Origin of the sequence: Pantoea conspicua (genome assembly GCF_002095315.1) — a bacterium.
Lineage (GTDB): Bacteria > Pseudomonadota > Gammaproteobacteria > Enterobacterales > Enterobacteriaceae > Pantoea > Pantoea conspicua.
Map to the genome: position 1 here is coordinate 1 of NZ_MLFN01000055.1, position 21,871 is coordinate 21,871.

The window sequence follows — 21,871 nt, forward strand, 5'->3', positions numbered from 1 at the left end:
TCCCGCTTCAGAGCACAACCCTTTTTTGGATCTTTTTTCTGAGTGGTTATAAATGATCCAGATTGGTGAGATCGCCAGCGATCCGGGTCAGAATTGGCTTGTCAGTTGCCTGAAATCACATCAGGCTGCAATAAATTCAGTATCAAGGAGAACATGATGACTTCCGCCTTACGCTCCTATAAACATCTCTTCCCGCAAACCGGCCAGCGCGTGATGGTCGATCCGAGTAGCATCGTCGTCGGCGATGTGATTTTGGAAGATGACGTCAGCATCTGGCCGCTGGTTGCGATTCGCGGTGACGTGAACCAGGTTCGCATTGGCGCCCGCACCAACATTCAGGATGGCAGCGTGCTGCACGTCACCCATAAGTCGGCCTCCAACCCACAAGGCTTTCCGCTGATTATTGGGCAGGATGTGACAGTCGGGCATAAAGCGATGCTGCATGGCTGTACCATTGGCGATCGCGTATTGGTTGGAATGGGGTCAATCCTGCTGGATGGCGTAATAGTAGAAGAAGAGGTGATGATCGGTGCCGGAAGTCTGGTGCCGCCGGGTAAACGGCTGGAGAGTGGCTACCTTTACCTCGGCAGCCCGGTCAGGCAGGTTCGTCCGCTCAATGAGCAGGAAAAAGAAGGTTTACGCTATTCAGCCAGCAACTATGTCAGCTGGAAAAATGATTACTCTGGCGAAGACAACCAGACCCAGCCCTGAGTATCAATATCATCCTGACGAATCGCCGTTTCGGCTTCCTCTTCCAGATCCCAGCGGTGATGCTGAAACAGCGTCATCGCGTCTCCCTCACCAAAGCGGGATCGTAATGTCGCGGCGCTGATGGCACAGGTCAACCGCATACCGTTAACCAGCACCGGAAAACAGATCGCCTGCCGCGCCGCGTCATAAATCTCATCATCGGGAAACTGGATGGCCTGATTCACGACTGCATCGCCTGCTTCAACTGAGCAATAACCGGCGTGATATCTGGCATTACGCCGTGCCATAAATGAAAAGCATGCGCCGCCTGGCCCACCAGCATGCCTAATCCATCTGCCAGATGTTGCGCACCCTGCTCCTGACACCACTGCAGGAAAGGGGTCAGACCGCGTTGGTAGAACATGTCATAACAGCGCAGTTCAGGATGAATAAGTGTTACTGGCAGAGGCGGCGTTTTTCCCTCTACGCCGCTTGAGGTCGCATTGATGACCAGATCAAAAGTTTTGTCTGCCAGTTGCTCAAAGCCACACGCATTAATTGCGCCATTCTGCCGGAACAGTTCTGCCAGTTCCTCAGCACGGGCAAAGGTACGGTTGACGATAGTCATTGAGACCCCGGCTGACAGCAGCGGCAGGATCACGCCGCGAGCTGCCCCGCCCGCTCCCACCAGCAACACATTATCGCCGGGTTTGATCATTGCCAGCCGCTGAAGATCGCTCAGTAAGCCAATACCATCGGTGTTATCGCCATAAATCTGTCCGTCGCTGAGTTTCTTCAGGGTATTCACCGCACCCGAACGGGCAGCCCGATCGCTGAGCCGATCGGCAAACTCCCACGCCTGCTGCTTGAAAGGCAGAGTGACATTCGCCCCGCGGCCTTCCTGTTCAAAAAACGCCGTCAGAGCCTGCGGAAAACCCTCAACCGGCGCGCAGATCCGGCCATAACGGTGCTCTATCCCGGTCTGTTCTGCAAAAGCCTGATGGATTAACGGTGATTTGCTGTGGTTGATTGGATTACCGAAAACGGCGAATTGGTCCATGATTTAGCCCTGACGTATGAGTTCGCCGCTGATGACATCGCGGATTTCTGAAGGGTTTTGCCGTCCACCGGTTTTGCCCGATAAGATCGGAAAATCATCCCCAAACTGGCGCTTAACCTCTTCGGCCGTGCGGCACGGAGGCTGACCCGACAGGTTGGCACTGGTTGAAACCAGCGGTTTACCAAACGCACGGCAAAGCGCCTGTACATCGGGATGATCGCTGACGCGAATCGCCAGCGAATCAAACTGCCCGGTTAACCAGCGTGGCGTCTGCGGTGGAACGGGAACCACAAAGGTCACCGGCCCCGGCCAGCAGGCAAACATCCGTTCACGCTGAATCACCGACAGTTCGCGATCAGAGATATAGGGTTCGAGCTGCGAATAATCAGCAGCAATCAGGATCAGTCCCTTCTCTACCGGACGCTGTTTCAGCGCCAGCAACGCCATGACGGCAGACTCACTGTCAGGATCACAGCCCAGCCCAAACACGGCTTCAGTGGGATAGGCGATCACCGCCTGGCGATTCAGATGACTCACGCAACGCTCAATGGCGCCAGCGAGATGTTGATTATCCATAATGTCTCAGTTCTCTTCAGCGATGGCTTTGCCACAACTCTTACTGGCACAGAAGCGTTTCACGCCCTGCGCCGTCTTCTTTTCTACTAATAGCGGAAACTGACAATGAGGACAGGTCCCGGCTACGGGTGTCAGATTGACTGCAAACTGGCAGGCCGGATAACGATCGCAGGAATGAAAGGTTTTGCCATAGCGGGAACGCCGCTGGACTAATTTACCTTGCTGACATTGCGGACACGTCAGTGTGGTTTCATCCGGTTTGTCGATGGTTTCCGTGTAGCCACATTCCGGGTAGTGGCTGCAGCCGATAAACATGCCAAAGCGACCCTGACGCAATACTTTATCCGCGCCGCAGTCCGGACAGGCATGCCCCTCCAGCACTTTAACGACATGTCCGTCAGCCTGGCTTTTTAAGGGCCGGATATAGTCGCACGCAGGATAATTTGCGCAGCCCAAAAAAGGGCCATGTTTGCCGGAGCGTATAACCAGTTCTGCCCCGCAAGCGGGGCAGGGATCCTGTTTACGCACGGTGAAGAGTGCAGCTTTACTCATAACGATGAATGCATGAAAGGAATTTTAATGCAGCATACCTTCATTGACGTCGAATAGCAGTTCTTCCATCTGCTGATAAGCATTTTCACATCCGGGGATGTTAAACAGCACCATCAGCACCACCCATTTGAGATCCTCTAAGTCAAACTCAGGGGTATCAAGCGCCATGACTCGTTCGATGACCATCTCGCGCGTTTCCAGACTCAGCACCTGAATTTGTTCCAGGAAAAGCAGGAAACCACGGCTTTCAGCATCTAAACGGTTACTCTCTTCATCGGTATAGATGCGCATAGAGAGCGGATCATTTGCCAGCAAAATTGGCGCAACCAGCCCTTCCTGATAGTCGGCCAACCTTTCTAACCAGTTCAACGCGCTGTAAATATCTTCACGATGAAACCCGGCATCCGTCAAGTCATCTGTCAATCTGTCCTGATCAACACCCATTTCTGCTTCGTTGTGGATATATGTCTCAAACAAGTACATGAGTACGTCGAACATGGCATGCCCTCCTTAATCGGACATAGCCGCCGGGTACAGCTGCGATCCATCCTGCTAACTCCAGTTCCAGCAACTGAGCTGAGATAACTGGCACAGGTTGGCCGGCACGTTCAGCGACAACGTCAACAGGTGTAACATCATCACCTACGTTAGCCAACACATCAGCAAATGGCAATGGAGCATCGTCACTGTCATCAGAATAAATTTGGTCGGTTTGTGTATCAGGCAACCAGTTCAGGACACTCGCCAGATCCTCCAGGATATTATTCGGATGCGCCACCAGCAGCGCACCCTGCTGAATCAGCCAGTTAACGCCCTCACCTGACGGATTGCCCAGCGCACCCGGCAGCGCATAAATATTCCGGTTCTGCTCCAGCGCACAGCGAGCAGTAACCAGTGAACCGCTCTTTAGCGAGGCTTCAACCACCAGCACACCAAGGCTCAAACCGCTGATGATACGATTACGGCGTGGAAAATTGTGTGGATGAGGAAGGGTGGCCAGCGGAAACTCTGAGATGATCGCCCCGCCCTGTTCCATGATCTCGCCGGCCAGCCGCAGATGACTCTTCGGATAGAGATGCTGAAGGCCGCAGCCTGACACCGCCACCGTTTTGCCACCCACGTTGAGTGCGGCCTGATGTGCCACACCGTCAATTCCGCGTGCTAAGCCGCTGGTAATGGTCAGGCCGCTCAGTGCCAGGTGCTGGGTAAACCAGTCGCACCAGTAGCGTCCAGCATGTGAACTATTACGGCTGCCGACCACGGCAAGCTGGGGTGTATTCAATACAGCGGGATCGCCCTGGATATACAGCACGGGCGGAAAGCGCGAAATTTCTTTTAGCCGGGCCGGATAACTTACATCCAGAGCGGTAAGCAGATGATGGCCGGTGCTGCTTGTCAGCCAGCGCCGTACTTCGTCCACCTGCTTTTCGGGCAGAGCCTGATACTGCAGACGTTGCGCAGCATCCAGTCTGGTGTGCAGCAGATCGCCATCCGCGGCGTCCAGCTGGGTAGCCACCTCAATCCAGCGCCTGCCGGTCATTCCACTGACCGCCGCCAGCCGTACATAGCGCGCTATTTTGTCCATTTCTGACTCCCTGATCCCGCTGGCTTCCTGCCGCAGAATGCTGTCAATCAGCCCTCAAAAAGTCTACAATATGAGGTAGTAATCTTTTCTTAACCGAATACAGATCTGGATATTTATGTCAGTTTTGCAGGTATTACATTTCCCTGACGAGCGCCTTCGCAAAATCGCTGCGCCCGTTAAAGAAGTTAACGCAGACATTCAGCGTATCGTCGATGATATGTTCGAGACCATGTATGCCGAAGAAGGTATCGGTCTTGCTGCGACGCAGGTGGACATCCACCAGCGCATCATTGTCATCGATGTTTCTGAAAGTCGTGAAGAGCGTCTGGTATTGATCAACCCTGAACTGCTGGAAAAAAGCGGCGAAACCGGTATCGAAGAGGGTTGTCTTTCTATTCCTGAACAGCGTGCCTTTGTACCACGCGCAGAACACGTCAAGGTTCGCGCGCTGGATCGTGACGGCAACAGCTTTGAACTGGAAGCCAGTGAGTTACTGGCCATCTGTATTCAACATGAGATCGATCATCTGGATGGCAAACTGTTTATTGATTATCTGTCGCCTTTAAAGCGCCAGCGAATCAAAACAAAGTTAGAGAAGCTGGCGCGCCAGAACGCGCAGGCTTCCTGAGTATCTGAGAAGGGATAAACGTGTCTGCCCCGCTAAAAATTATCTTTGCCGGCACACCTGACTTCGCAGCGCGTCATCTTGACGCGCTGCTTGCTTCTGAGCATCAGGTAGTTGGCGTATTCACGCAGCCCGACCGTCCCGCAGGTCGCGGCAACAAGTTACGCCCGGCCCGGTTAAAACGCTGGCACTGGCTCACGATATTCCGGTTTATCAGCCTAAGTCGTTGCGACCCGAAGAGAACCAGCAGCTGGTCGCCGATTTACAGGCTGATGTGATGGTTGTGGTGGCGTACGGGCTGATTTTACCGAAAGCGGTACTTGATATGCCGCGTCTCGGCTGTATCAACGTGCATGGTTCTCTGCTGCCGCGCTGGCGTGGCGCAGCGCCTATCCAGCGTGCGCTCTGGGCTGGCGACAGTGAGACAGGTATCACCATCATGCAGATGGATGTGGGATTAGATACCGGTGACATGCTGCATAAACTGGCCTGCCCGATTACCGCGCAGGATACCAGCGCGACACTGTACGACAAGCTGGCGCAGCTGGGACCACAGGGCCTGCTGGATACGCTGAGCTTACTTGCCAGTCAGCAGGCTGTGCCCGAAAAGCAGGACGAATCACTTGCTAATTACGCTGAGAAACTGAGTAAAGAAGAGGCGCGTCTGGACTGGACGCTGTCGGCTGAACAGCTCGAGCGGTGCATTCGTGCCTTTAATCCCTGGCCGATGAGTTTCTTCACGATTGATGACCAGCCGGTTAAAGTCTGGCAGGCCAGCGTGCTGCCACACAGCGATCATCAGCCCGGTCAAATCATCCGTGCTGACAAGCAGGGTATTCAGGTGGCAACCGCTCAGGGTGTGCTTAATCTGTTGCAGTTGCAGCCCGCCGGTAAAAAACCGATGTCGGCTCAGGATCTTCTCAACTCGCGCCGGGAATGGTTTGAAGCTGGAACCCTTCTCGACTGACTCTCTGGCCCGGTCATGCACCGGGCTTTTTGTTTGATGACAAAATCCTATGAATAAATCAACCAACCTGCGTAGCCTCTCCGCTCAGCTCATTGAGCGCGTTGTCGATAAAGGCGAATCGCTTAATACGGCGTTACCGGCGGCGCAGAAAAAGCTCTCCGACAAAGACAGCGCTTTAGTGCAGGAGATCTGCTTTGGTGTGTTGCGTACGTTACCGCAGCTTGAGGCCTTAATTGGCAAGCTGATGGAGCGTCCACTGACCGGCAAACAGCGTGTTCTGCATTACCTGATTATGGTCGGCCTCTATCAGCTGGAATATACCCGCGTTCCCGCTCATGCGGCCCTGGCTGAAACCGTGGCTGGCGCGGAAGTACTGAAGCGCACCAGCCTCAAAGGATTGCTTAACGGTGTTTTACGCCAGTATCAGCGCCAGAGAGAAGAGCTGCTTGCCAGCATTCAGGATGGCCCGCAGCGCTATCTGCATCCGGGCTGGCTGTTAAAGCGATTACAGCACGCCTGGCCGGAACAATGGCAGCAGATCGTTGAAGCGAACAATCTGCGCCCGCCAATGTGGTTACGCGTTAACCGTCAGCATCACGACCGTGATGGCTGGCTGGCAATGCTGAACGAAAGCGGCAAGCTCGCCCATCCCGCAGCAGAGGTGCCGGATGCCCTGCGTCTTGAATCGCCGGCACCAGTCAGCCATTTACCAGGCTTCGACCAGGGTTGGGTGACCGTTCAGGATCTCTCCGCCCAGCGTTGCGCCCTGTTGCTGGAGCCGCAGAATGGTGAGCAGATTCTCGACCTGTGCGCCGCGCCGGGCGGTAAAACAACCCATATTCTTGAAGTGGCACCCGAAGCTCAGGTGCTGGCGGTGGATGTGGATGCACAGCGTCTTAAACGCGTTGAAGAAAATCTTCAGCGTCTGGGTATGAAAGCTGAGGTGAAACAGGGTGATGGACGCACGCCACAGCAGTGGTGCGGCGAACGTCAGTTTGACCGCATTCTGCTGGATGCGCCCTGTTCGGCGACGGGCGTCATCCGCCGCCATCCGGATATTAAATGGCTGCGTCGCGATCGTGACATCGCCGAACTGGCGAAGCTGCAACGCGAAATCATGGATGCGGTCTGGCCACACCTTAAACCGGGTGGCACCCTGATTTACGCCACCTGCTCTATTCTGCCTGAAGAGAATCAGCAGCAAATTGAAGCCTTTTTGCAGCGTCAGCCGGATGCCGAAGCGAAGCCGCTGCGGGATGCACCAGCTAACGGCTGGCAGGTCTTTCCTGAGGCCGAAGGCGGAGATGGTTTCTTCTACGCTAAGCTGATAAAAAAACCGGATGCTAATTGATATGAGCGTTGATAAGCGATGAAAATAATCATTCTGGGTGCAGGACAGGTCGGCGGCACGCTGGCAGAAAACCTGGTCGGTGAGAATAACGATATCACGGTGGTCGATACCGACGCTTCGCGCTTACGTCATCTGCAGGATAAATTCGATCTGCGTGTGGTGCAGGGTCATGGTTCCCATCCACGGATATTGCGAGAAGCAGGCGCAGAAGATGCCGATATGCTGGTTGCTGTAACCAACTCCGATGAAACCAATATGATCGCCTGTCAGATCGCTTATTCGCTTTTCAACACGCCTAACCGGATCGCCCGGATCCGCGCAGCGGATTATTTGCGCGATGCCGATAAACTTTTTATTCCTGAAGCGGTACCGATCGATCATTTGATCTCACCTGAGCAGCTGGTGATCGACAATATCTATCGTCTGATCCAGTATCCGGGAGCGTTACAGGTGGTGAACTTTGCAGAAGGCAAAGTCAGTCTGGCGGTGGTCAAAGCCTATTATGGCGGTCCGCTGGTCGGTAATCCGCTCTCCATCATGCGTGAACACATGCCGCACATTGACACCCGCGTGGCCGCCATTTTTCGTCAGGACCGCCCGATTCGTCCGCAAGGTTCAACCATTGTGGAAGCGGGCGATGAGGTGTTTTTCATCGCCGCCAGCCAGAATATACGTGCAGTAATGAGTGAAATGCAGCGTCTGGAGAAGCCTTACAAACGTATTATGCTGGTCGGCGGCGGCAATATTGGTTTCGGTCTGGCGCAAAAGCTGGAGAAAAATTACAGCGTCAAGCTGATTGAGCGTAACCCCCAACGCGCGGCGGAACTGGCGGAGCATTTGCAGGACACCATCGTTTTCTATGGTGATGCCTCGGACCAGGAGTTACTGGCAGAAGAACATATTGAGCAGGTCGATCTGTTTATCGCCGTTACCAATGATGATGAAGCCAACATCATGTCAGCCATGCTGGCGAAAAAAATGGGCGCGAAGAAAGTGATGGTGCTGATTCAGCGTCGCGCTTATGTCGACCTGGTACAGGGCAGCGTCATCGACATCGCGATCTCTCCTCAGCAGGCCACCATTTCAGCCTTGCTGGGTCATGTGCGTAAAGCCGATATCGTTGGTGTCTCATCCCTGCGGCGCGGTATCGCTGAAGCGATCGAAGCCATCGCCCACGGTGACGAAACCACCTCACGTGTTGTCGGCCGTTCAATCGATGATATCAAACTGCCGCCTGGCACCATTATCGGTGCAGTGGTGCGCGGTGATGATGTAATGATAGCTAATGACAACCTGCGTATTGAGCAAGGCGATCATGTCATCATGTTCCTGACTGACAAAAAATTTGTGTCAGATGTGGAACGTCTGTTCCAGCCAAGTCCTTTCTTCCTGTAACCACAGCGTTAGCAGTAATGAAGTAAACCCAGCGGGAAACTGCCGCTTAATTCCCTGTGATTATGGCAAAAACAGCAGGGTTTGTTAGACTTTAGGGCATTGGCCAGGGCAAGGAGATAAGTATGAGTTTATTCAAAGAGTTTCGTGATTTCGCAATGCGCGGCAACGTGGTGGATTTGGCAGTGGGTGTCATTATCGGCGCCGCGTTTGGTAAGATCGTGTCGTCACTCGTCGCCAACATCATTATGCCGCCGCTCGGGCTGCTGATTGGTGGCGTTGATTTCAAGTCGTTCGGTTGGGTACTGAAACCTGCGGTTGGCGATACGCCTGCTGTTGTCATGCAGTACGGTGTTTTCCTGCAGACTATCTTCGACTTTATCATCATTGCTTTTGCCATTTTCATGGCGATCAAACTGATGAACCGTCTCTATAAGAAAAAAGAAGTCGAAAAGCCAGCGGCTAAGCCATCGAATGAAGAAGTGCTTCTGACTGAAATCCGTGACTTACTGAAGCAGCAGAATACCCGGGTTTAAATAATAAGCCGCCTGCCATGCGGTTTTTTCACCGCTGAAAGCAGAAGGCCAGTGATAAGATGCTGTCTTATCACTGGCCTCCCAGCTCTGTCCCTTAGTGTGTTTCTCTTTCCGTTTAAAACTTCCTTTCCCTTTTTGCTTCTGTTCTATGCGTTGCCGAAACAGTGGATCGTGTAACAGTGCTTCAATCGCGTTATCGCGTATCTGCCCTTTCGTGTGCTGATATTTACTCATGATTCCTCCTGTTGGAATAGCGAGATACTCTATTCCTTTGCACAAAAAAAACAATATCCTTATCTGCTGATCCCTTCTCCCCGTTCGAGCGCTTCAAGGATAGAGCACGAAACGCTACTGTGAGTGTCACCACAGCAGGCATCTGAAAGATGCTGAAGCGAGCGCTGCATCGATTCTAACTCGGCGATCATCTCCGCAACTTCCCCAAGCCGCTTTTCGACGATGGACTTCGACTCCTGACAGGTATGATGTGCCGGGTCAACGCGAATGGAAAGCAGCTCCCTGATGGCTTCAAGGCTGAAGCCGAGTTTACGGCCGTAACGGATAAATTTAAGCCGTTGCAGATCATTTTCACCGTATAAACGAAAACCGCCTTCCGTTCGTCCGCCATGGTCCATCATCTGCTGCTTCTCATAGAAACGGATAGTATCGGGTGTTACGTCGGCAAGCTTTGCCAATTGACCAATTCTGTACATCTATTTCTCCTGAGAAAAACGCTGCTGAATGGCGTCGGCATAGTCGCCGTGCAGAAAATCGGTGCGCATACCGGCCTGCTGTAGCCTGAGTTCCAGAAATTTGAGGCGGCGGCAGTGATCCTGATAACGCGGATCGCCGGGATCCAGCTGGCGAATCAGATCGTTTACTGCGATCGCTTCACGACGCAATTCCAGTTCGGGGGGTAAAAAACCTGCATTTTTTAGCAGCCGATAACCGGCACGAAGCTCTGGCGGGACATGGCTATCGTCATCAAGCTGAAGCGGTTTGCCTTCACCGGGCAACTGGCTCAGCTCCCCCTTATCCAGCGCGGCTTTAATATGTTGTTCTGCAAGCTGATCAACCAGCCACATCGTCAACTCTCCTGCACTTCTGATGACTGAATTTGGTAATAAGCACTAAAGATAGTAAATTTCGGGCAATAAAAAACCCGCCGAAGCGGGTTTTTTACATTGCTACAGATTACTCTGCGGCTGCTTCTGCTTGAGCTTCTGGACGATCAACCAGCTCGATGTATGCCATCGGAGCGTTGTCACCAGCGCGGAAGCCACACTTCAGAATGCGAGTGTAACCACCGGCACGGCTCGCGAAACGCGGGCCCAGCTCATTAAACAGTTTTGCCACGATCTCGTTATCACGAGTGCGGGCGAATGCCAGACGACGATTAGCTACGTTGTCGGTCTTGGCAAGAGTAATCAGCGGCTCAACTACGCGGCGCAACTCTTTGGCTTTCGGCAGAGTCGTCTTGATGATCTCATGACGAACCAGAGAGCCAGCATGTTACGGAACATAGCCTGACGATGGCTGCTGTTGCGGTTCAGTTGACGACCACTCTTACGATGGCGCATGACCTTATCCTTCTCAGTGAAACCTTAACCTGTGATCGGGTTATTCATCAGCAATGCTTGCCGGCGGCCAGTTCTCAAGGCGCATGCCCAGAGAAAGACCACGTGAGGCGAGCACATCTTTAATCTCAGTAAGAGATTTTTTACCCAGGTTAGGCGTTTTAAGCAGCTCAACCTCGGTACGCTGTACCAGATCACCGATGTAGTGGATAGCTTCTGCCTTAAGGCAGTTAGCAGAGCGGACAGTCAATTCCAGATCGTCAACAGGGCGCAGCAGGATCGGATCGAATTCTGGTTTCTCTTCTTTTACTTCCGGCTGACGTACATCACGTAAGTCAACGAAAGCTTCCAGTTGTTCTGCCAGGATGGTTGCCGCACGACGAATCGCCTCTTCAGGATCGATTGTGCCGTTGGTTTCCATTTCGATGACCAGCTTGTCCAGGTCGGTACGCTGTTCGACGCGCGCTGCTTCAACATTGTAGGCAATACGATCTACAGGGCTGTAGCAAGCATCAACTAACAGACGGCCGATTGGGCGCTCATCTTCTTCCGAATGAATTCGGGCAGAAGCCGGCACATAACCACGACCACGCTGAACTTTGATACGCATGCTGATAGCAGCGTTCTCATCGGTCAGATGGCAGATCACGTGCTGAGGCTTGACGATTTCGACATCACCATCATGGGTAATGTCGGCTGCAGTCACAGGGCCAATGCCAGATTTATTCAGGGTCAGAATGACTTCATCTTTACCCTGAACTCTTACCGCCAGCCCTTTCAGGTTGAGCAGGATTTCCAGGATATCTTCCTGTACGCCCTCTTTGGTGCTGTACTCATGTAGTACACCATCAATTTCAACCTCGGTCACCGCGCAACCCGGCATGGAAGAAAGCAGAATACGGCGCAGTGCGTTACCAAGAGTATGGCCAAAGCCACGCTCTAAAGGCTCAAGGGTCACCTTGGCGTGCGTCGAACTCACTTGCTCGATATCTACCAGGCGCGGTTTTAGAAACTCTGTCACAGAACCCTGCATTGTGTCCTCTCTTTGGTACTAAGCTTTACTTAGAGTAAAGCTCGACGATCAGGTGTTCGTTAATGTCCGCAGACAGATCAGTACGCTCAGGAATACGCTTGAACACACCTTCCATCTTAGTCGCATCAACTTCCAGCCAGGTTGGCTTTTCACGCTGCTCAGCCAGCTCCAGAGCGGCCTTCACGCGAGATTGCTTTTTGGCTTTCTCACGGATGCTAACGACATCATTCGGAGATACCTGATAAGAAGCGATGTTAACAACGCGGCCATTTACCAGAACAGACTTATGGCTCACCAGCTGACGTGCTTCCGCACGAGTGGCACCAAAGCCCATACGATAAACTACGTTGTCCAGACGGCCTTCCAGCAGAGCCAGCAGGTTTTCACCCGTGTTGCCTTTAAGACGTGCTGCTTCTTTATAGTAGTTACGGAACTGACGCTCCAGCACGCCGTAGATACGACGAACTTTCTGCTTCTCACGTAACTGACCGCCGTAATCAGACAGACGCGGTTTACGCGCACCATGCTGACCAGGCGCTTGTTCGATCTTACACTTGGAATCAATCGCGCGAACGCCAGACTTAAGGAATAAGTCAGTGCCCTCACGACGGCTCAGCTTGAGCTTAGGACCCAAATATCTTGCCATTTTCTTTCTCCAACTATCCTAAAAAAACGGGCGTTATACGCGACGTTTTTTCGGCGGACGACAACCGTTATGAGGGATCGGAGTCACATCAGTAATATTAGTGATGCGGAAACCAGCGGCGTTCAAGGCACGAATCGTAGATTCGCGACCCGGACCCGGACCCTTAACCATAACTTCCAGGTTCTTAATACCGTAATCTTTTACCGCTTCTGCACAGCGCTCTGCAGCGACCTGAGCAGCAAACGGAGTGGATTTACGTGAACCGCGGAAACCGGAACCACCGGCGGTTGCCCAACCCAGAGCGTTACCCTGACGATCAGTAATGGTAACGATGGTGTTGTTAAAAGAAGCATGGACATGAGCCACGCCATCTGAGACTTGTTTTCTTACACGCTTACGTGCACGAACTGGTGCCTTTGCCATTATTTACTCACCCCGATTATTTCTTGATCGGTTTACGCGGACCTTACGGGTACGTGCGTTGGTCTTGGTACGCTGACCGCGAACCGGGAGACCACGACGATGGCGCAAACCACGGTAGCAACCAAGGTCCATAAGACGCTTGATGCTCAGGGTGATTTCACGGCGCAGATCACCTTCTACAACGAATTTCGCAACTGCATCACGCAGCTGATCAATTTGTTCTTCAGACAGCTCACTGATCTTAACATTTTCAGCAATACCCGTTGAAGCGCAGATGGCTTTAGAACGAGTTTTACCGATACCGAAGATCGAAGTTAATGCGATAACGGTATGTTTTTGATCAGGAATGTTAATGCCTGCTATACGGGCCACTATGCACTCCTATAATTAAATAAGCACGTCCCATGCTGAAAAGCCCGTTTTCAGGATACTCAAATGGAAACGCACTGACATACAAAAGATTGGCTGGCTAATCTAGCCAGCTCAACCCGACTTTGCAAGAAAAATATGTGACAAAATCAGCCTTGGCGCTGTTTATGCTTTGGCTCGGCGCTGCAGATCACACGGACGACACCGTCGCGACGAATGATTTTGCAGTTACGACATAATTTCTTGACGGAAGCACGAACTTTCATTTTTACTCTCCGTAACTTCTCAACCACCTGAATTAACGGCCGTAGCCCTTCAGGTTAGCTTTCTTCAATGCCGACTCGTACTGACTTGACATCATCAGAGTTTGCACTTGAGCCATAAAGTCCATGATGACGACAACTACGATAAGCAGTGACGTACCGCCAAAGTAGAAGGGAACCTTCATCGCATCACGCATGAACTCCGGGATAAGGCAGATAAAAGTAATATACAGCGCACCGATTAAGGTTAAACGCGTCATCACTTTATCGATGTACTTCGCCGTTTGCTCTCCCGGACGAATTCCCGGTACGAATGCACCAGACTTCTTCAGGTTATCTGCTGTTTCACGTGGGTTGAAAACCAACGCCGTATAGAAGAAACAGAAGAAGATGATTGCAGTCGCATAGAGTAGCACATAAAGCGGCTGTCCTGGCTGCAAATACAGCGAAATTGTTGTCAGCCAGTTCCAACCGGTACCGCCCCCGAACCACGATGCAATCGTTGCCGGGAACAGAATAATGCTGGAAGCAAAAATAGCCGGAATTACGCCCGCCATGTTCACTTTCAACGGTAAATGTGTGCTCTGTGCAGCGTAAACACGACGACCTTGCTGACGTTTTGCATAGTTCACCACAATGCGGCGTTGACCACGCTCAACGAAAATAACAAAGAAGGTCACGGCGAATACGAGTACTGCAACCAACAGCAACAGAAGGAAGTGCAGGTCACCTTGCCGCGCTTGCTCGATGGTATGGCCAATGGCCGGCGGGAGACCCGCAACAATACCTGCGAAGATAATGATCGAAATACCGTTACCGATACCGCGCTCAGTAATCTGTTCGCCCAGCCACATCAGGAACATTGTCCCTGAGACCAGACTCACAACAGCGGTAAAATAGAAGGCAAAGCCTGGATTCATCACCAGGCCCTGCATCCCTGGCATATTCGGTAAACCGGTAGCAATACCGATTGACTGAAATATGGCCAATACCAACGTACCGTATCGGGTGTACTGGCTAATCTTACGACGGCCAGCCTCCCCTTCTTTCTTAATTTCCGCTAACGCTGGATGAACCACCGTTAATAACTGAATAATAATGGATGCCGAAATATACGGCATGATACCCAGTGCGAAAATAGAAGCACGGCTAAGAGCACCACCAGAGAACATGTTGAACATTTCAATGATGGTGCCACGCTGTTGCTCAAGCAGTTTGGCAAGTACAGTGGCATCAATACCAGGGATTGGAATGAAAGAGCCAATTCGGAAGACAATCAGTGCGCCGATTACAAACAGCAGTCTGCGTTTCAGCTCACCAAAGCCACCTTTGGCACTTTGAAAATCTAATCCCGGTTGTTTAGCCATCTGCTACTTATTCCTCGATTTTACCGCCAGCAGCTTCGATTGCAGCACGTGCACCTTTGGTGACACGCAGACCGCGAACCGTTACCGGTGCAGAAACTTCACCAGACAGAATTACTTTAACGAATTCAATCTGAACACCGACAATGTTGGCTGCTTTCAGCGCGTTCAGGTCGACGATACCGCCTTCAACTTTCGCCAGATCAGACAGACGAATCTCTGTGGTGATCATTGCTTTGCGAGAGGTGAAACCGAACTTCGGCAGACGACGGTACAGAGGCATCTGACCACCTTCGAAACCGCGACGTACGCCACCGCCAGAACGTGAGTTCTGACCTTTGTGACCACGACCACCGGTTTTTCCGAGGCCAGAACCGATACCACGACCCAGACGCTTGGTAGCGTGCTTAGACCCTTCGGCCGGAGACAGAGTATTTAAACGCATCTCTTACTCCTCCACTTTAACCATATAGGAAACCGCGTTAACCATACCGCGTACTGCAGGCGTATCTTCACGCTCAACGGTGTGGCCAATACGACGCAGACCCAGGCCAACCAGAGTGGCTTTATGCTTAGGCAAACGGCCAATAGCACTGCGGGTTTGAGTGATTTTAATAGTCTTAGCCATCGTGATTACCCCAGAATTTCTTCAACGGATTTACCACGCTTAGCAGCGACCATTTCCGGAGATTTCATATTGCCCAGGCCGTCGATAGTTGCACGAACCACGTTAATCGGGTTGGTGGAACCATAGGCTTTTGCCAGTACGTTATGAACTCCAGCGACTTCCAGAACGGCGCGCATTGCACCACCGGCAATAATACCGGTACCTTCTGAAGCCGGCTGCATGAACACGCGGGAACCCGTGTGTGCACCTTTAACAGGGTGCTGCAGGGTGCCGTTGGTCAGCGCGACGTTAACCATGTTGCGACGGGCTTTCTCCATCGCTTTCTGGATCGCTGCTGGAACTTCACGCGCTTTACCGTAACCAAAACCTACGCGACCATTACCATCGCCTACCACAGTCAGTGCTGTGAAGGAGAAGATACGACCACCTTTAACAGTTTTAGAAACACGGTTTACCGCGATCAGTTTTTCCTGCAGTTCGCCAGCTTGTTTCTCGATGTGTGCCATCTTAGACCTCTACCTTAGAACTGAAGGCCAGCTTCACGGGCAGCATCTGCCAGTGCCTGGACGCGACCATGATATTGGAAACCGGAACGGTCGAAAGAAACACCTGTGATGCCTTTTTCGATTGCGCGTTCTGCAATGACTTTACCTACTGCAGCTGCGGCTTCTTTATTACCGGTATACTTCAGTTGTTCAGTGATAGCTTTTTCTACTGTAGAAGCAGCGACCAGAACTTCGGAACCGTTCGGGGCGATTACCTGTGCGTAAATATGACGCGGGGTACGATGTACCACCAGGCGAGTAGCACCCAGCTCTTTGAGCTTGCGACGTGCACGGGTCGCACGACGGATACGAGCAGATTTCTTATCCATAGTGTTACCTTACTTCTTCTTAGCCTCTTTGGTACGCACGACTTCGTCGGCGTAACGGACACCCTTGCCTTTATAAGGCTCAGGACGACGGTAGGCGCGCAAGTCAGCTGCAACCTGACCAATCAGCTGTTTATCAGCGCCTTTCAGCACGATTTCAGTCTGAGTTGGACATTCTGCAGTGATACCCGCGGGCAGCTGGTGATCGACTGGATGAGAAAAGCCCAGAGACAGGTTAACCACGTCGCCTTTAACGGCTGCACGATAACCTACACCAACCAGCTGCAGCTTCTTAGTGAAGCCTTCGGTAACACCGATAACCATTGCGTTCAGCAGCGCGCGAGAAGTACCCGCCTGCGCCCAGCCGTCAACGAAACCTTCGCGCGGAGCGAAAGTCAGAGCGTTGTCAGCATGCTTAACTTCAACAGCATCATTGATAGTACGAGTCAGCTCGCCGTTTTTACCTTTAATCGAAATTACCTGACCGTTGAGTTTTACCTCTACGCCGGCAGGAACAACGACAGGTGCTTTAGCAACACGAGACATAGTATCCTCCGATTACGCTACGTAGCAGATAATTTCGCCACCAAGACCTGCCTGGCGCGCTGCACGATCAGTCATGACACCTTTAGATGTAGAAACTACAGCGATGCCCATACCAGCCATTACCTTTGGCAGCTCATCTTTTTTCTTATAGATGCGCAGACCAGGACGGCTTACTCGCTGAATGCTTTCCACAACCGCTTTGCCCTGGAAATACTTAAGAGTCAGTTCCAGTTCCAGCTTGGTGTCGCCTTCGATTTTAAAATCTTCAATATATCCTTCTTCCTTCAGAACGTTGGCAATTGCCAATTTCAGCTTGGAGGAAGGCATGGTGACCGCAACTTTGTTCGCGGCCTGACCGTTACGGATACGGGTCAGCATATCCGCGATCGGATCTTGCATGCTCATCTGTGTTACTCCCGTGATTCAATTGGTGACAATTACCAGCTAGCCTTTTTCAGGCCCGGGATTTCACCGCGCATGGCGGCTTCGCGGACCTTGATACGGCTCAACCCAAACTTCCGCAGGAAACCGTGCGGACGACCTGTTTGACGGCAGCGGTTACGCTGACGTGAAGGGCTGGAATCACGCGGCAGACTCTGCAGCTTCAGAACGGCACCCCAACGATCTTCGTCGGAAGCGTTCACATCAGAAATGATCGCTTTCAGTTCAGCGCGTTTAGCGAAGAATTTGTCTGCTAATTTTGCACGCTTAACTTCGCGCGCTTTCATAGATTGCTTAGCCATTAAGTAACCCTACCTTACTTACGGAACGGGAAGTCAAAGGCAGCCAGCAGAGCACGGCCTTCATCATCAGATTTCGCAGTAGTGGTAATGGTAATATCCAAACCACGAACGCGATCGACTTTGTCGTAGTCGATTTCTGGGAAGATGATCTGCTCACGTACACCCATGCTGTAGTTGCCACGACCATCGAATGACTTAGCGGACAAGCCACGGAAGTCACGGATACGTGGAACAGCAATGGTGATCAGACGCTCAAAGAACTCCCACATGCGTTCGCCACGCAGAGTTACTTTACAGCCGATCGGATAGCCCTGACGGATTTTGAAGCCTGCAACTGATTTGCGTGCTTTGGTGACCAGCGGTTTTTGACCGGAGATTGCTGCCAGGTCAGCTGCTGCGTTATCCAGCAGTTTCTTGTCAGCGATCGCTTCACCAACACCCATGTTCAGGGTGATCTTCTCGACCCGAGGGACTTGCATGACAGAATTGTAGCCAAACTCTGTCATGAGTTTCTGGACTACTTCGTCTTTGTAGTAATCATGCAGTTTCGCCATCGTACTACTCCAAATTACTTGATAGTTTCGCTGTTAGACTTGAAGAAACGGACTTTTTTGCCGTCTTCGAATCTAAAGCCTACACGGTCAGCCTTACCAGTTGCCGCATTGAACAGTGCAACGTTAGAAACCTGAATTGCAGCTTCTTTTTCAACGATGCCACCTGGTTGGTTCAGAGCCGGAACCGGCTTCTGATGTTTCTTCACCAGGTTGATACCTTCAACGATGACCTTACCAGAAGACAGGACATTCTTAACTTTACCGCGCTTACCTTTATCTTTACCGGTTAACACGATAACTTCGTCGTTACGACGGATTTTAGCTGCCATTGTTCGCTCCTTAGAGTACTTCTGGTGCCAGAGAGATAATTTTCATGAACTTTTCAGTACGAAGTTCACGAGTTACCGGCCCAAAAATACGCGTACCGATAGGCTGCTCACTGTTATTGTTTAAAATAACGCATGCATTACCATCGAAGCGAATGACAGAACCGTCCGGGCGACGAACACCCTTCCTGGTGCGCACCACTACCGCCTTCAGGACATCACCTTTTTTGACTTTACCACGCGGAATTGCTTCCTTGATGGTAACTTTGATGATGTCACCGACGCCTGCGTAGCGACGGTGCGAGCCACCCAGAACCTTGATACACATTACGCGACGTGCACCGGAGTTGTCGGCGACGTTCAGCATAGTCTGTTCTTGGATCATTTTAGTGCTCCGCTAATGTCAACTACTACTTCGGGACCTAAACCTCAGGTCGTTAGAAAGCCCCATAATTGAGGGCGCGGCATTGTAACACCGGTTCTCACAGATGGGTAGAAAAAATAAACGGCTCTCAATCGAGCCGCTGATTTTCCCTGATGACAGGGAGGGCGTATTCTAGGGAATAGTGCGAACAGTAGCAAATGTAATCTGCCTTATTTTTCGTCGCTTCCTAAATAAAGTGCCCGATTGGACTAACTTACCAACTTTCTGGCCAGTTGGTTATGCTGATGTAACACCGTTGGCAGTTCAATTCCCGCCAGTTGGCCGTTACGTACCCTGACATTGCCGTTGATGATGCTGTAAGCGACCTGGCCGGGATTACAGAAGACCAGTGACGCAACCGGATCGTGCCCTGCCCCGGCAAGTCCAATTTTATTCAGGTCAAAAACAGCCAAATCGGCCATCATACCCGGTGCAATCGTTCCGACATCATCGCGGTTAAGTACCTTTGCCCCACCAAGCGTCGCCAGTTCCAGTGCCTGTCGCGCTGTCATCGCGTCCGGGCCAAAGCCGACCCGCTGCAGCAACATTGCCTGACGCACCTCTGCAATCATATCTGAGCTGTCATTGGAGGCGGAACCATCGACGCCCATGCCAACGTGTACACCGGCATCGCACATGTGACGCACAGGCGCGATACCCGAACCCAATCGCATATTCGAGCAGGGACAGTGCGCGATCCCGGTACCGGTGCGGGCAAAGAGTTCAATACCGTGCTGATCCAGCTTTACACAGTGTGCGTGCCAGACGTCGGGCCCTACCCAGCCGAGGTCTTCCACATACTGTGCTGGCGTCATATTGAATTTTTCGCGGCTGTAACGGATATCACTGTCGTTTTCAGCCAGGTGGGTGTGCATTGAAACGCCATAATGACGTGCCATCGTCGCAGACTGCTTCATTAGCTCACGGCTAACGGAGAACGGCGAGCAGGGCGCCACCACCACCCGTAACATCGACCCGTGCCGGTCGTCATGATAGCGCTCTATGACACGCTGAGTATCTTTTAAGATTGCGGCCTCGTTCTCCACCAGACTGTCAGGCGGCAGGCCACCCAGCGACTTCCCGACGCTCATACTGCCCCGGCTGGCATGAAAACGCATTCCCATCTCTTTTGCTGCTTCAATACTGTCATCAAGCTGGCAGCCATTAGGATAGACATAGAGATGGTCACTGGTTGTGGTGCAGCCCGACAACATCAGTTCCGCCATTGAGATTTGCGTCGAGATTCGAATCATCTCCGGCGTCAGGTTCTGCCACAGCGGATAGAGGTGGGTCAGCCAGTTAAACAGCTCACCATTCTGTACGGCGGGGATTGCACGGGTCAGGCTCTGATACATATGGTGATGTGTATTAATCAGCCCTGGAATGACGATATGGCCTTTAAGGTCGATAACCTCATCAGCACGGTCTGGAAGCGAAGCTGCTTCCCCGACGGCAACGATCTGATTCCCTTTTATCAGGATACTGGCGTTAGGTATTTCACGACGGTCGGCATCCATGCAAACCACACAGTCGGCGTTCTTTAGTAATAGTGTTCGTTCCATCTGATTGCCCGCAGGTTGCTGTTATGTAGCTCCTGATAATAGCGGTAAGTTTTTCGCTGAGCTAATCGCAAGTCACGCAACAACCAGAGGCAATTTCAACCGCAGACGCCGCAAACGATCTGGCCTCTTCCTGCTCACCACACATTTCGTTGTTCGGTTATGATCACCCTGTTCTGGCTGAGGGGGGTTTCCAGGTGACAGGGCTGAAGAGCCGCAGATTGCGCATGATGGTGTACGCCATCACCTTTGCAGTCGCACGGGTACAAATGGATCAAGGTCCGGATTCAAGGCAAAAAAAACCCCCTGCCGAAGCAGAGGGTTTTCTCAGAAAAAACGATTCTTATTACAGAACAGCTTTCTCAATTACGCGAACCAGGGTCCAGGATTTAGTCTTGGACAGTGGACGGCATTCGCGGATTTCTACCACGTCACCAATTCCACATTCATTGTTCTCGTCATGGATGTGCAGCTTAGTCGTACGCTTAATGAATTTGCCGTAGATCGGGTGTTTCACGAAACGTTCGATAGCAACAACTGCAGATTTCTGCATTTTGTCACTTACTACACGACCCTGCAGAGTACGGATTTTATCGGTCATTACGAACCCGCCTTCTCAGTCAGTAAAGTCTTAACGCGTGCAACATCACGGCGCACTTGCTTCAGCAGATGAGTCTGCTGCAGTTGGCCAGATGCTGCCTGCATGCGCAGGTTAAATTGCTCACGCAGCAGATTAAGCAGCTCAGTGTTCAGCTCTTCAACGCTTTTTTCACGCAGCTCAGTTGCTTTCATTACATCACCGTCTTAGTTACAAAGGTGGTTTTGATAGGCAGTTTTGCTGCTGCCAGCTTGAATGCTTCACGGGCCAGCTCTTCTGGTACGCCGTCCATTTCATACAGGACTTTACCAGGCTGGATCAGGGCAACCCAATACTCCACGTTACCCTTACCTTTACCCATACGCACTTCCAGCGGCTTCTCGGTGATCGGTTTGTCCGGGAATACTCGGATCCAGATCTTACCTTGACGCTTAACTGCACGGGTCATAGCACGACGTGCTGCTTCGATCTGACGAGCAGTCAGACGACCACGGCCAACAGCTTTCAGACCGAAAGTACCGAAGCTGACATCCGTACCCGCAGCCAGACCGCGGTTACGGCCTTTGTGCACTTTACGGAATTTCGTACGCTTTGGTTGTAACATCAGCGACTCTCC

General features: G+C 51.9%; 33 protein-coding genes and 3 pseudogenes. 6 read left to right on the forward strand and 30 right to left on the reverse strand.

Annotation, left to right across the window (positions count from 1 at the left end; genetic code table 11):
- Positions 1 to 156 precede the first annotated feature (156 nt).
- Positions 157 to 711, forward strand: coding sequence for a gamma carbonic anhydrase family protein (locus HA41_RS16115; protein ID WP_094121633.1), 555 nt, complete (start codon positions 157 to 159; stop codon positions 709 to 711).
- On the opposite strand, the gene HA41_RS16120 is transcribed toward HA41_RS16115, so the two are convergent.
- Genes HA41_RS16120 through dprA form a run of 6 tightly spaced genes read right to left on the reverse strand, consistent with a single transcriptional unit; the run spans position 678 to position 4,463 of the window.
- Complete coding sequence (locus HA41_RS16120; RefSeq protein ID WP_094121634.1) at positions 678 to 935, reverse strand: DUF1488 family protein; 258 nt, start codon at positions 933 to 935, stop codon at positions 678 to 680. The two genes, HA41_RS16115 and HA41_RS16120, sit on opposite strands and share 34 nt — an antisense overlap.
- Complete coding sequence (gene aroE / locus HA41_RS16125) at positions 932 to 1,750, reverse strand: shikimate dehydrogenase (protein WP_094121635.1); 819 nt, start codon at positions 1,748 to 1,750, stop codon at positions 932 to 934. The genes HA41_RS16120 and aroE overlap by 4 nt, the downstream gene beginning before the upstream one ends.
- Before the next feature lie 3 nt (positions 1,751 to 1,753).
- Positions 1,754 to 2,326 carry an L-threonylcarbamoyladenylate synthase type 1 TsaC gene (gene tsaC / locus HA41_RS16130; protein WP_094121636.1) on the reverse strand — a complete coding sequence of 191 codons (573 nt, stop codon included), beginning with the start codon at positions 2,324 to 2,326 and terminating at the stop codon, positions 1,754 to 1,756.
- Positions 2,327 to 2,332: 6 nt separating this feature from the next.
- Positions 2,333 to 2,878 carry a DNA topoisomerase family protein gene (locus HA41_RS16135; RefSeq protein WP_094121637.1) on the reverse strand — a complete coding sequence of 182 codons (546 nt, stop codon included), beginning with the start codon at positions 2,876 to 2,878 and terminating at the stop codon, positions 2,333 to 2,335.
- Between the two features lie 24 nt (positions 2,879 to 2,902).
- On the reverse strand, positions 2,903 to 3,376 hold the full coding sequence (gene smg, locus HA41_RS16140) for a DUF494 family protein Smg (protein WP_069729811.1): 474 nt from the start codon (positions 3,374 to 3,376) through the stop codon (positions 2,903 to 2,905).
- Positions 3,348 to 4,463 carry a DNA-protecting protein DprA gene (gene dprA / locus HA41_RS16145; protein ID WP_094121638.1) on the reverse strand — a complete coding sequence of 372 codons (1,116 nt, stop codon included), beginning with the start codon at positions 4,461 to 4,463 and terminating at the stop codon, positions 3,348 to 3,350. Before dprA ends, smg begins: the two co-directional genes overlap by 29 nt.
- A gap of 115 nt (positions 4,464 to 4,578) precedes the next feature.
- Here dprA and def point away from each other — a divergent pair, with 115 nt between their 5' ends.
- The 5 genes and pseudogenes from def (at position 4,579) to mscL (ending at position 9,334) form a co-directional block, all read left to right on the forward strand.
- Positions 4,579 to 5,091 carry a peptide deformylase gene (gene def, locus HA41_RS16150; protein WP_094121639.1) on the forward strand — a complete coding sequence of 171 codons (513 nt, stop codon included), beginning with the start codon at positions 4,579 to 4,581 and terminating at the stop codon, positions 5,089 to 5,091.
- A 20-nt stretch (positions 5,092 to 5,111) separates the two neighbouring features.
- Positions 5,112 to 6,055 (forward strand): annotated as a pseudogene (fmt, locus tag HA41_RS16155) (methionyl-tRNA formyltransferase).
- A 49-nt stretch (positions 6,056 to 6,104) separates the two neighbouring features.
- Positions 6,105 to 7,406, forward strand: coding sequence for a 16S rRNA (cytosine(967)-C(5))-methyltransferase RsmB (gene rsmB, locus HA41_RS16160; protein WP_094121640.1), 1,302 nt, complete (start codon positions 6,105 to 6,107; stop codon positions 7,404 to 7,406).
- A gap of 18 nt (positions 7,407 to 7,424) precedes the next feature.
- Entirely contained in the window at positions 7,425 to 8,801 is a 1,377-nt protein-coding gene (gene trkA / locus HA41_RS16165; protein WP_094121641.1) for a Trk system potassium transporter TrkA, read from the forward strand.
- Between the two features lie 122 nt (positions 8,802 to 8,923).
- Positions 8,924 to 9,334, forward strand: a complete 411-nt coding sequence (gene mscL / locus HA41_RS16170) for a large-conductance mechanosensitive channel protein MscL (protein ID WP_094121642.1) — start codon at positions 8,924 to 8,926, stop codon at positions 9,332 to 9,334.
- On the opposite strand, the gene HA41_RS16175 is transcribed toward mscL, so the two are convergent.
- The 24 genes and pseudogenes from HA41_RS16175 to rplP form a co-directional block, all read right to left on the reverse strand.
- Positions 9,305 to 9,568, reverse strand: a complete 264-nt coding sequence (locus HA41_RS16175; RefSeq protein ID WP_094121643.1) for an alternative ribosome-rescue factor A — start codon at positions 9,566 to 9,568, stop codon at positions 9,305 to 9,307. The genes mscL and HA41_RS16175 overlap by 30 nt on opposite strands.
- A gap of 59 nt (positions 9,569 to 9,627) precedes the next feature.
- Positions 9,628 to 10,044, reverse strand: coding sequence for a Zn(2+)-responsive transcriptional regulator (gene zntR / locus HA41_RS16180; RefSeq protein WP_094121644.1), 417 nt, complete (start codon positions 10,042 to 10,044; stop codon positions 9,628 to 9,630).
- Positions 10,045 to 10,416 carry a DnaJ family domain-containing protein gene (locus tag HA41_RS16185; RefSeq protein ID WP_094121645.1) on the reverse strand — a complete coding sequence of 124 codons (372 nt, stop codon included), beginning with the start codon at positions 10,414 to 10,416 and terminating at the stop codon, positions 10,045 to 10,047.
- A 109-nt stretch (positions 10,417 to 10,525) separates the two neighbouring features.
- Positions 10,526 to 10,911: pseudogene (rplQ, locus tag HA41_RS16190) on the reverse strand (50S ribosomal protein L17).
- 40 nt (positions 10,912 to 10,951) lie between these two features.
- Positions 10,952 to 11,941: a DNA-directed RNA polymerase subunit alpha gene (locus HA41_RS16195; RefSeq protein ID WP_003850179.1), complete on the reverse strand. Its 990-nt coding sequence runs from the start codon at positions 11,939 to 11,941 to the stop codon at positions 10,952 to 10,954.
- A gap of 25 nt (positions 11,942 to 11,966) precedes the next feature.
- Entirely contained in the window at positions 11,967 to 12,587 is a 621-nt protein-coding gene (gene rpsD / locus HA41_RS16200) for a 30S ribosomal protein S4 (RefSeq protein ID WP_008927131.1), read from the reverse strand.
- Positions 12,588 to 12,620: 33 nt separating this feature from the next.
- The gene (gene rpsK, locus HA41_RS16205) at positions 12,621 to 13,010 is read right to left on the reverse strand and encodes a 30S ribosomal protein S11 (RefSeq protein WP_004160563.1); all 390 of its coding nucleotides are present in this window, start codon (positions 13,008 to 13,010) and stop codon (positions 12,621 to 12,623) included.
- A gap of 16 nt (positions 13,011 to 13,026) precedes the next feature.
- Positions 13,027 to 13,382: pseudogene (gene rpsM / locus HA41_RS16210) on the reverse strand (30S ribosomal protein S13).
- 146 nt (positions 13,383 to 13,528) lie between these two features.
- Positions 13,529 to 13,645: a 50S ribosomal protein L36 gene (rpmJ, locus tag HA41_RS16215; protein ID WP_004160566.1), complete on the reverse strand. Its 117-nt coding sequence runs from the start codon at positions 13,643 to 13,645 to the stop codon at positions 13,529 to 13,531.
- Between the two features lie 32 nt (positions 13,646 to 13,677).
- Positions 13,678 to 15,009 (reverse strand): preprotein translocase subunit SecY, encoded by a 1,332-nt coding sequence (gene secY, locus HA41_RS16220; protein WP_003850175.1) that lies wholly within the window; start codon positions 15,007 to 15,009, stop codon positions 13,678 to 13,680.
- 7 nt (positions 15,010 to 15,016) lie between these two features.
- Complete coding sequence (rplO, locus tag HA41_RS16225; protein ID WP_009087579.1) at positions 15,017 to 15,451, reverse strand: 50S ribosomal protein L15; 435 nt, start codon at positions 15,449 to 15,451, stop codon at positions 15,017 to 15,019.
- Positions 15,452 to 15,454: 3 nt separating this feature from the next.
- Positions 15,455 to 15,634 (reverse strand): 50S ribosomal protein L30, encoded by a 180-nt coding sequence (gene rpmD, locus HA41_RS16230; protein ID WP_031376672.1) that lies wholly within the window; start codon positions 15,632 to 15,634, stop codon positions 15,455 to 15,457.
- 5 nt (positions 15,635 to 15,639) lie between these two features.
- Positions 15,640 to 16,140, reverse strand: a complete 501-nt coding sequence (gene rpsE / locus HA41_RS16235) for a 30S ribosomal protein S5 (RefSeq protein WP_003850164.1) — start codon at positions 16,138 to 16,140, stop codon at positions 15,640 to 15,642.
- A gap of 14 nt (positions 16,141 to 16,154) precedes the next feature.
- Positions 16,155 to 16,508 carry a 50S ribosomal protein L18 gene (gene rplR, locus HA41_RS16240; protein ID WP_031376674.1) on the reverse strand — a complete coding sequence of 118 codons (354 nt, stop codon included), beginning with the start codon at positions 16,506 to 16,508 and terminating at the stop codon, positions 16,155 to 16,157.
- Positions 16,509 to 16,517: 9 nt separating this feature from the next.
- The gene (gene rplF, locus HA41_RS16245; RefSeq protein ID WP_003850161.1) at positions 16,518 to 17,051 is read right to left on the reverse strand and encodes a 50S ribosomal protein L6; all 534 of its coding nucleotides are present in this window, start codon (positions 17,049 to 17,051) and stop codon (positions 16,518 to 16,520) included.
- Between the two features lie 12 nt (positions 17,052 to 17,063).
- Positions 17,064 to 17,456: a 30S ribosomal protein S8 gene (gene rpsH / locus HA41_RS16250; protein ID WP_031376675.1), complete on the reverse strand. Its 393-nt coding sequence runs from the start codon at positions 17,454 to 17,456 to the stop codon at positions 17,064 to 17,066.
- A gap of 32 nt (positions 17,457 to 17,488) precedes the next feature.
- On the reverse strand, positions 17,489 to 17,794 hold the full coding sequence (gene rpsN, locus HA41_RS16255) for a 30S ribosomal protein S14 (RefSeq protein WP_094121646.1): 306 nt from the start codon (positions 17,792 to 17,794) through the stop codon (positions 17,489 to 17,491).
- A gap of 14 nt (positions 17,795 to 17,808) precedes the next feature.
- Positions 17,809 to 18,348, reverse strand: a complete 540-nt coding sequence (gene rplE, locus HA41_RS16260) for a 50S ribosomal protein L5 (RefSeq protein ID WP_031376676.1) — start codon at positions 18,346 to 18,348, stop codon at positions 17,809 to 17,811.
- A 14-nt stretch (positions 18,349 to 18,362) separates the two neighbouring features.
- Positions 18,363 to 18,677, reverse strand: a complete 315-nt coding sequence (gene rplX / locus HA41_RS16265; protein ID WP_003850150.1) for a 50S ribosomal protein L24 — start codon at positions 18,675 to 18,677, stop codon at positions 18,363 to 18,365.
- Between the two features lie 10 nt (positions 18,678 to 18,687).
- The gene (gene rplN / locus HA41_RS16270) at positions 18,688 to 19,059 is read right to left on the reverse strand and encodes a 50S ribosomal protein L14 (protein ID WP_006120590.1); all 372 of its coding nucleotides are present in this window, start codon (positions 19,057 to 19,059) and stop codon (positions 18,688 to 18,690) included.
- Positions 19,060 to 19,307: 248 nt separating this feature from the next.
- Complete coding sequence (locus tag HA41_RS16275) at positions 19,308 to 20,660, reverse strand: 8-oxoguanine deaminase (RefSeq protein WP_094121647.1); 1,353 nt, start codon at positions 20,658 to 20,660, stop codon at positions 19,308 to 19,310.
- A gap of 343 nt (positions 20,661 to 21,003) precedes the next feature.
- Positions 21,004 to 21,258, reverse strand: a complete 255-nt coding sequence (gene rpsQ, locus HA41_RS16280; protein WP_003850147.1) for a 30S ribosomal protein S17 — start codon at positions 21,256 to 21,258, stop codon at positions 21,004 to 21,006.
- Complete coding sequence (gene rpmC / locus HA41_RS16285) at positions 21,258 to 21,449, reverse strand: 50S ribosomal protein L29 (protein ID WP_003850146.1); 192 nt, start codon at positions 21,447 to 21,449, stop codon at positions 21,258 to 21,260. Before rpmC ends, rpsQ begins: the two co-directional genes overlap by 1 nt.
- On the reverse strand, positions 21,449 to 21,859 hold the full coding sequence (rplP, locus tag HA41_RS16290; protein WP_008927134.1) for a 50S ribosomal protein L16: 411 nt from the start codon (positions 21,857 to 21,859) through the stop codon (positions 21,449 to 21,451). Before rplP ends, rpmC begins: the two co-directional genes overlap by 1 nt.
- Positions 21,860 to 21,871 lie beyond the last annotated feature (12 nt).

Coding starts and splice junctions, on each gene's coding strand:
- HA41_RS16115 (WP_094121633.1), top strand. CDS start 157: ATGACTTCCGCCTTACGCTCCTATAAACATCTCTTCCCGCAAACCGGC.
- aroE (WP_094121635.1), bottom strand. CDS start 1,750: ATGGACCAATTCGCCGTTTTCGGTAATCCAATCAACCACAGCAAATCA.
- tsaC (WP_094121636.1), bottom strand. CDS start 2,326: ATGGATAATCAACATCTCGCTGGCGCCATTGAGCGTTGCGTGAGTCAT.
- HA41_RS16135 (WP_094121637.1), bottom strand. CDS start 2,878: ATGAGTAAAGCTGCACTCTTCACCGTGCGTAAACAGGATCCCTGCCCC.
- smg (WP_069729811.1), bottom strand. CDS start 3,376: ATGTTCGACGTACTCATGTACTTGTTTGAGACATATATCCACAACGAA.
- dprA (WP_094121638.1), bottom strand. CDS start 4,463: ATGGACAAAATAGCGCGCTATGTACGGCTGGCGGCGGTCAGTGGAATG.
- def (WP_094121639.1), top strand. CDS start 4,579: ATGTCAGTTTTGCAGGTATTACATTTCCCTGACGAGCGCCTTCGCAAA.
- rsmB (WP_094121640.1), top strand. CDS start 6,105: ATGAATAAATCAACCAACCTGCGTAGCCTCTCCGCTCAGCTCATTGAG.
- trkA (WP_094121641.1), top strand. CDS start 7,425: ATGAAAATAATCATTCTGGGTGCAGGACAGGTCGGCGGCACGCTGGCA.
- mscL (WP_094121642.1), top strand. CDS start 8,924: ATGAGTTTATTCAAAGAGTTTCGTGATTTCGCAATGCGCGGCAACGTG.
- HA41_RS16175 (WP_094121643.1), bottom strand. CDS start 9,568: ATGAGTAAATATCAGCACACGAAAGGGCAGATACGCGATAACGCGATT.
- zntR (WP_094121644.1), bottom strand. CDS start 10,044: ATGTACAGAATTGGTCAATTGGCAAAGCTTGCCGACGTAACACCCGAT.
- HA41_RS16185 (WP_094121645.1), bottom strand. CDS start 10,416: ATGTGGCTGGTTGATCAGCTTGCAGAACAACATATTAAAGCCGCGCTG.
- HA41_RS16195 (WP_003850179.1), bottom strand. CDS start 11,941: ATGCAGGGTTCTGTGACAGAGTTTCTAAAACCGCGCCTGGTAGATATC.
- rpsD (WP_008927131.1), bottom strand. CDS start 12,587: ATGGCAAGATATTTGGGTCCTAAGCTCAAGCTGAGCCGTCGTGAGGGC.
- rpsK (WP_004160563.1), bottom strand. CDS start 13,010: ATGGCAAAGGCACCAGTTCGTGCACGTAAGCGTGTAAGAAAACAAGTC.
- rpmJ (WP_004160566.1), bottom strand. CDS start 13,645: ATGAAAGTTCGTGCTTCCGTCAAGAAATTATGTCGTAACTGCAAAATC.
- secY (WP_003850175.1), bottom strand. CDS start 15,009: ATGGCTAAACAACCGGGATTAGATTTTCAAAGTGCCAAAGGTGGCTTT.
- rplO (WP_009087579.1), bottom strand. CDS start 15,451: ATGCGTTTAAATACTCTGTCTCCGGCCGAAGGGTCTAAGCACGCTACC.
- rpmD (WP_031376672.1), bottom strand. CDS start 15,634: ATGGCTAAGACTATTAAAATCACTCAAACCCGCAGTGCTATTGGCCGT.
- rpsE (WP_003850164.1), bottom strand. CDS start 16,140: ATGGCACACATCGAGAAACAAGCTGGCGAACTGCAGGAAAAACTGATC.
- rplR (WP_031376674.1), bottom strand. CDS start 16,508: ATGGATAAGAAATCTGCTCGTATCCGTCGTGCGACCCGTGCACGTCGC.
- rplF (WP_003850161.1), bottom strand. CDS start 17,051: ATGTCTCGTGTTGCTAAAGCACCTGTCGTTGTTCCTGCCGGCGTAGAG.
- rpsH (WP_031376675.1), bottom strand. CDS start 17,456: ATGAGCATGCAAGATCCGATCGCGGATATGCTGACCCGTATCCGTAAC.
- rpsN (WP_094121646.1), bottom strand. CDS start 17,794: ATGGCTAAGCAATCTATGAAAGCGCGCGAAGTTAAGCGTGCAAAATTA.
- rplE (WP_031376676.1), bottom strand. CDS start 18,348: ATGGCGAAACTGCATGATTACTACAAAGACGAAGTAGTCCAGAAACTC.
- rplX (WP_003850150.1), bottom strand. CDS start 18,677: ATGGCAGCTAAAATCCGTCGTAACGACGAAGTTATCGTGTTAACCGGT.
- rplN (WP_006120590.1), bottom strand. CDS start 19,059: ATGATCCAAGAACAGACTATGCTGAACGTCGCCGACAACTCCGGTGCA.
- HA41_RS16275 (WP_094121647.1), bottom strand. CDS start 20,660: ATGGAACGAACACTATTACTAAAGAACGCCGACTGTGTGGTTTGCATG.
- rpsQ (WP_003850147.1), bottom strand. CDS start 21,258: ATGACCGATAAAATCCGTACTCTGCAGGGTCGTGTAGTAAGTGACAAA.
- rpmC (WP_003850146.1), bottom strand. CDS start 21,449: ATGAAAGCAACTGAGCTGCGTGAAAAAAGCGTTGAAGAGCTGAACACT.
- rplP (WP_008927134.1), bottom strand. CDS start 21,859: ATGTTACAACCAAAGCGTACGAAATTCCGTAAAGTGCACAAAGGCCGT.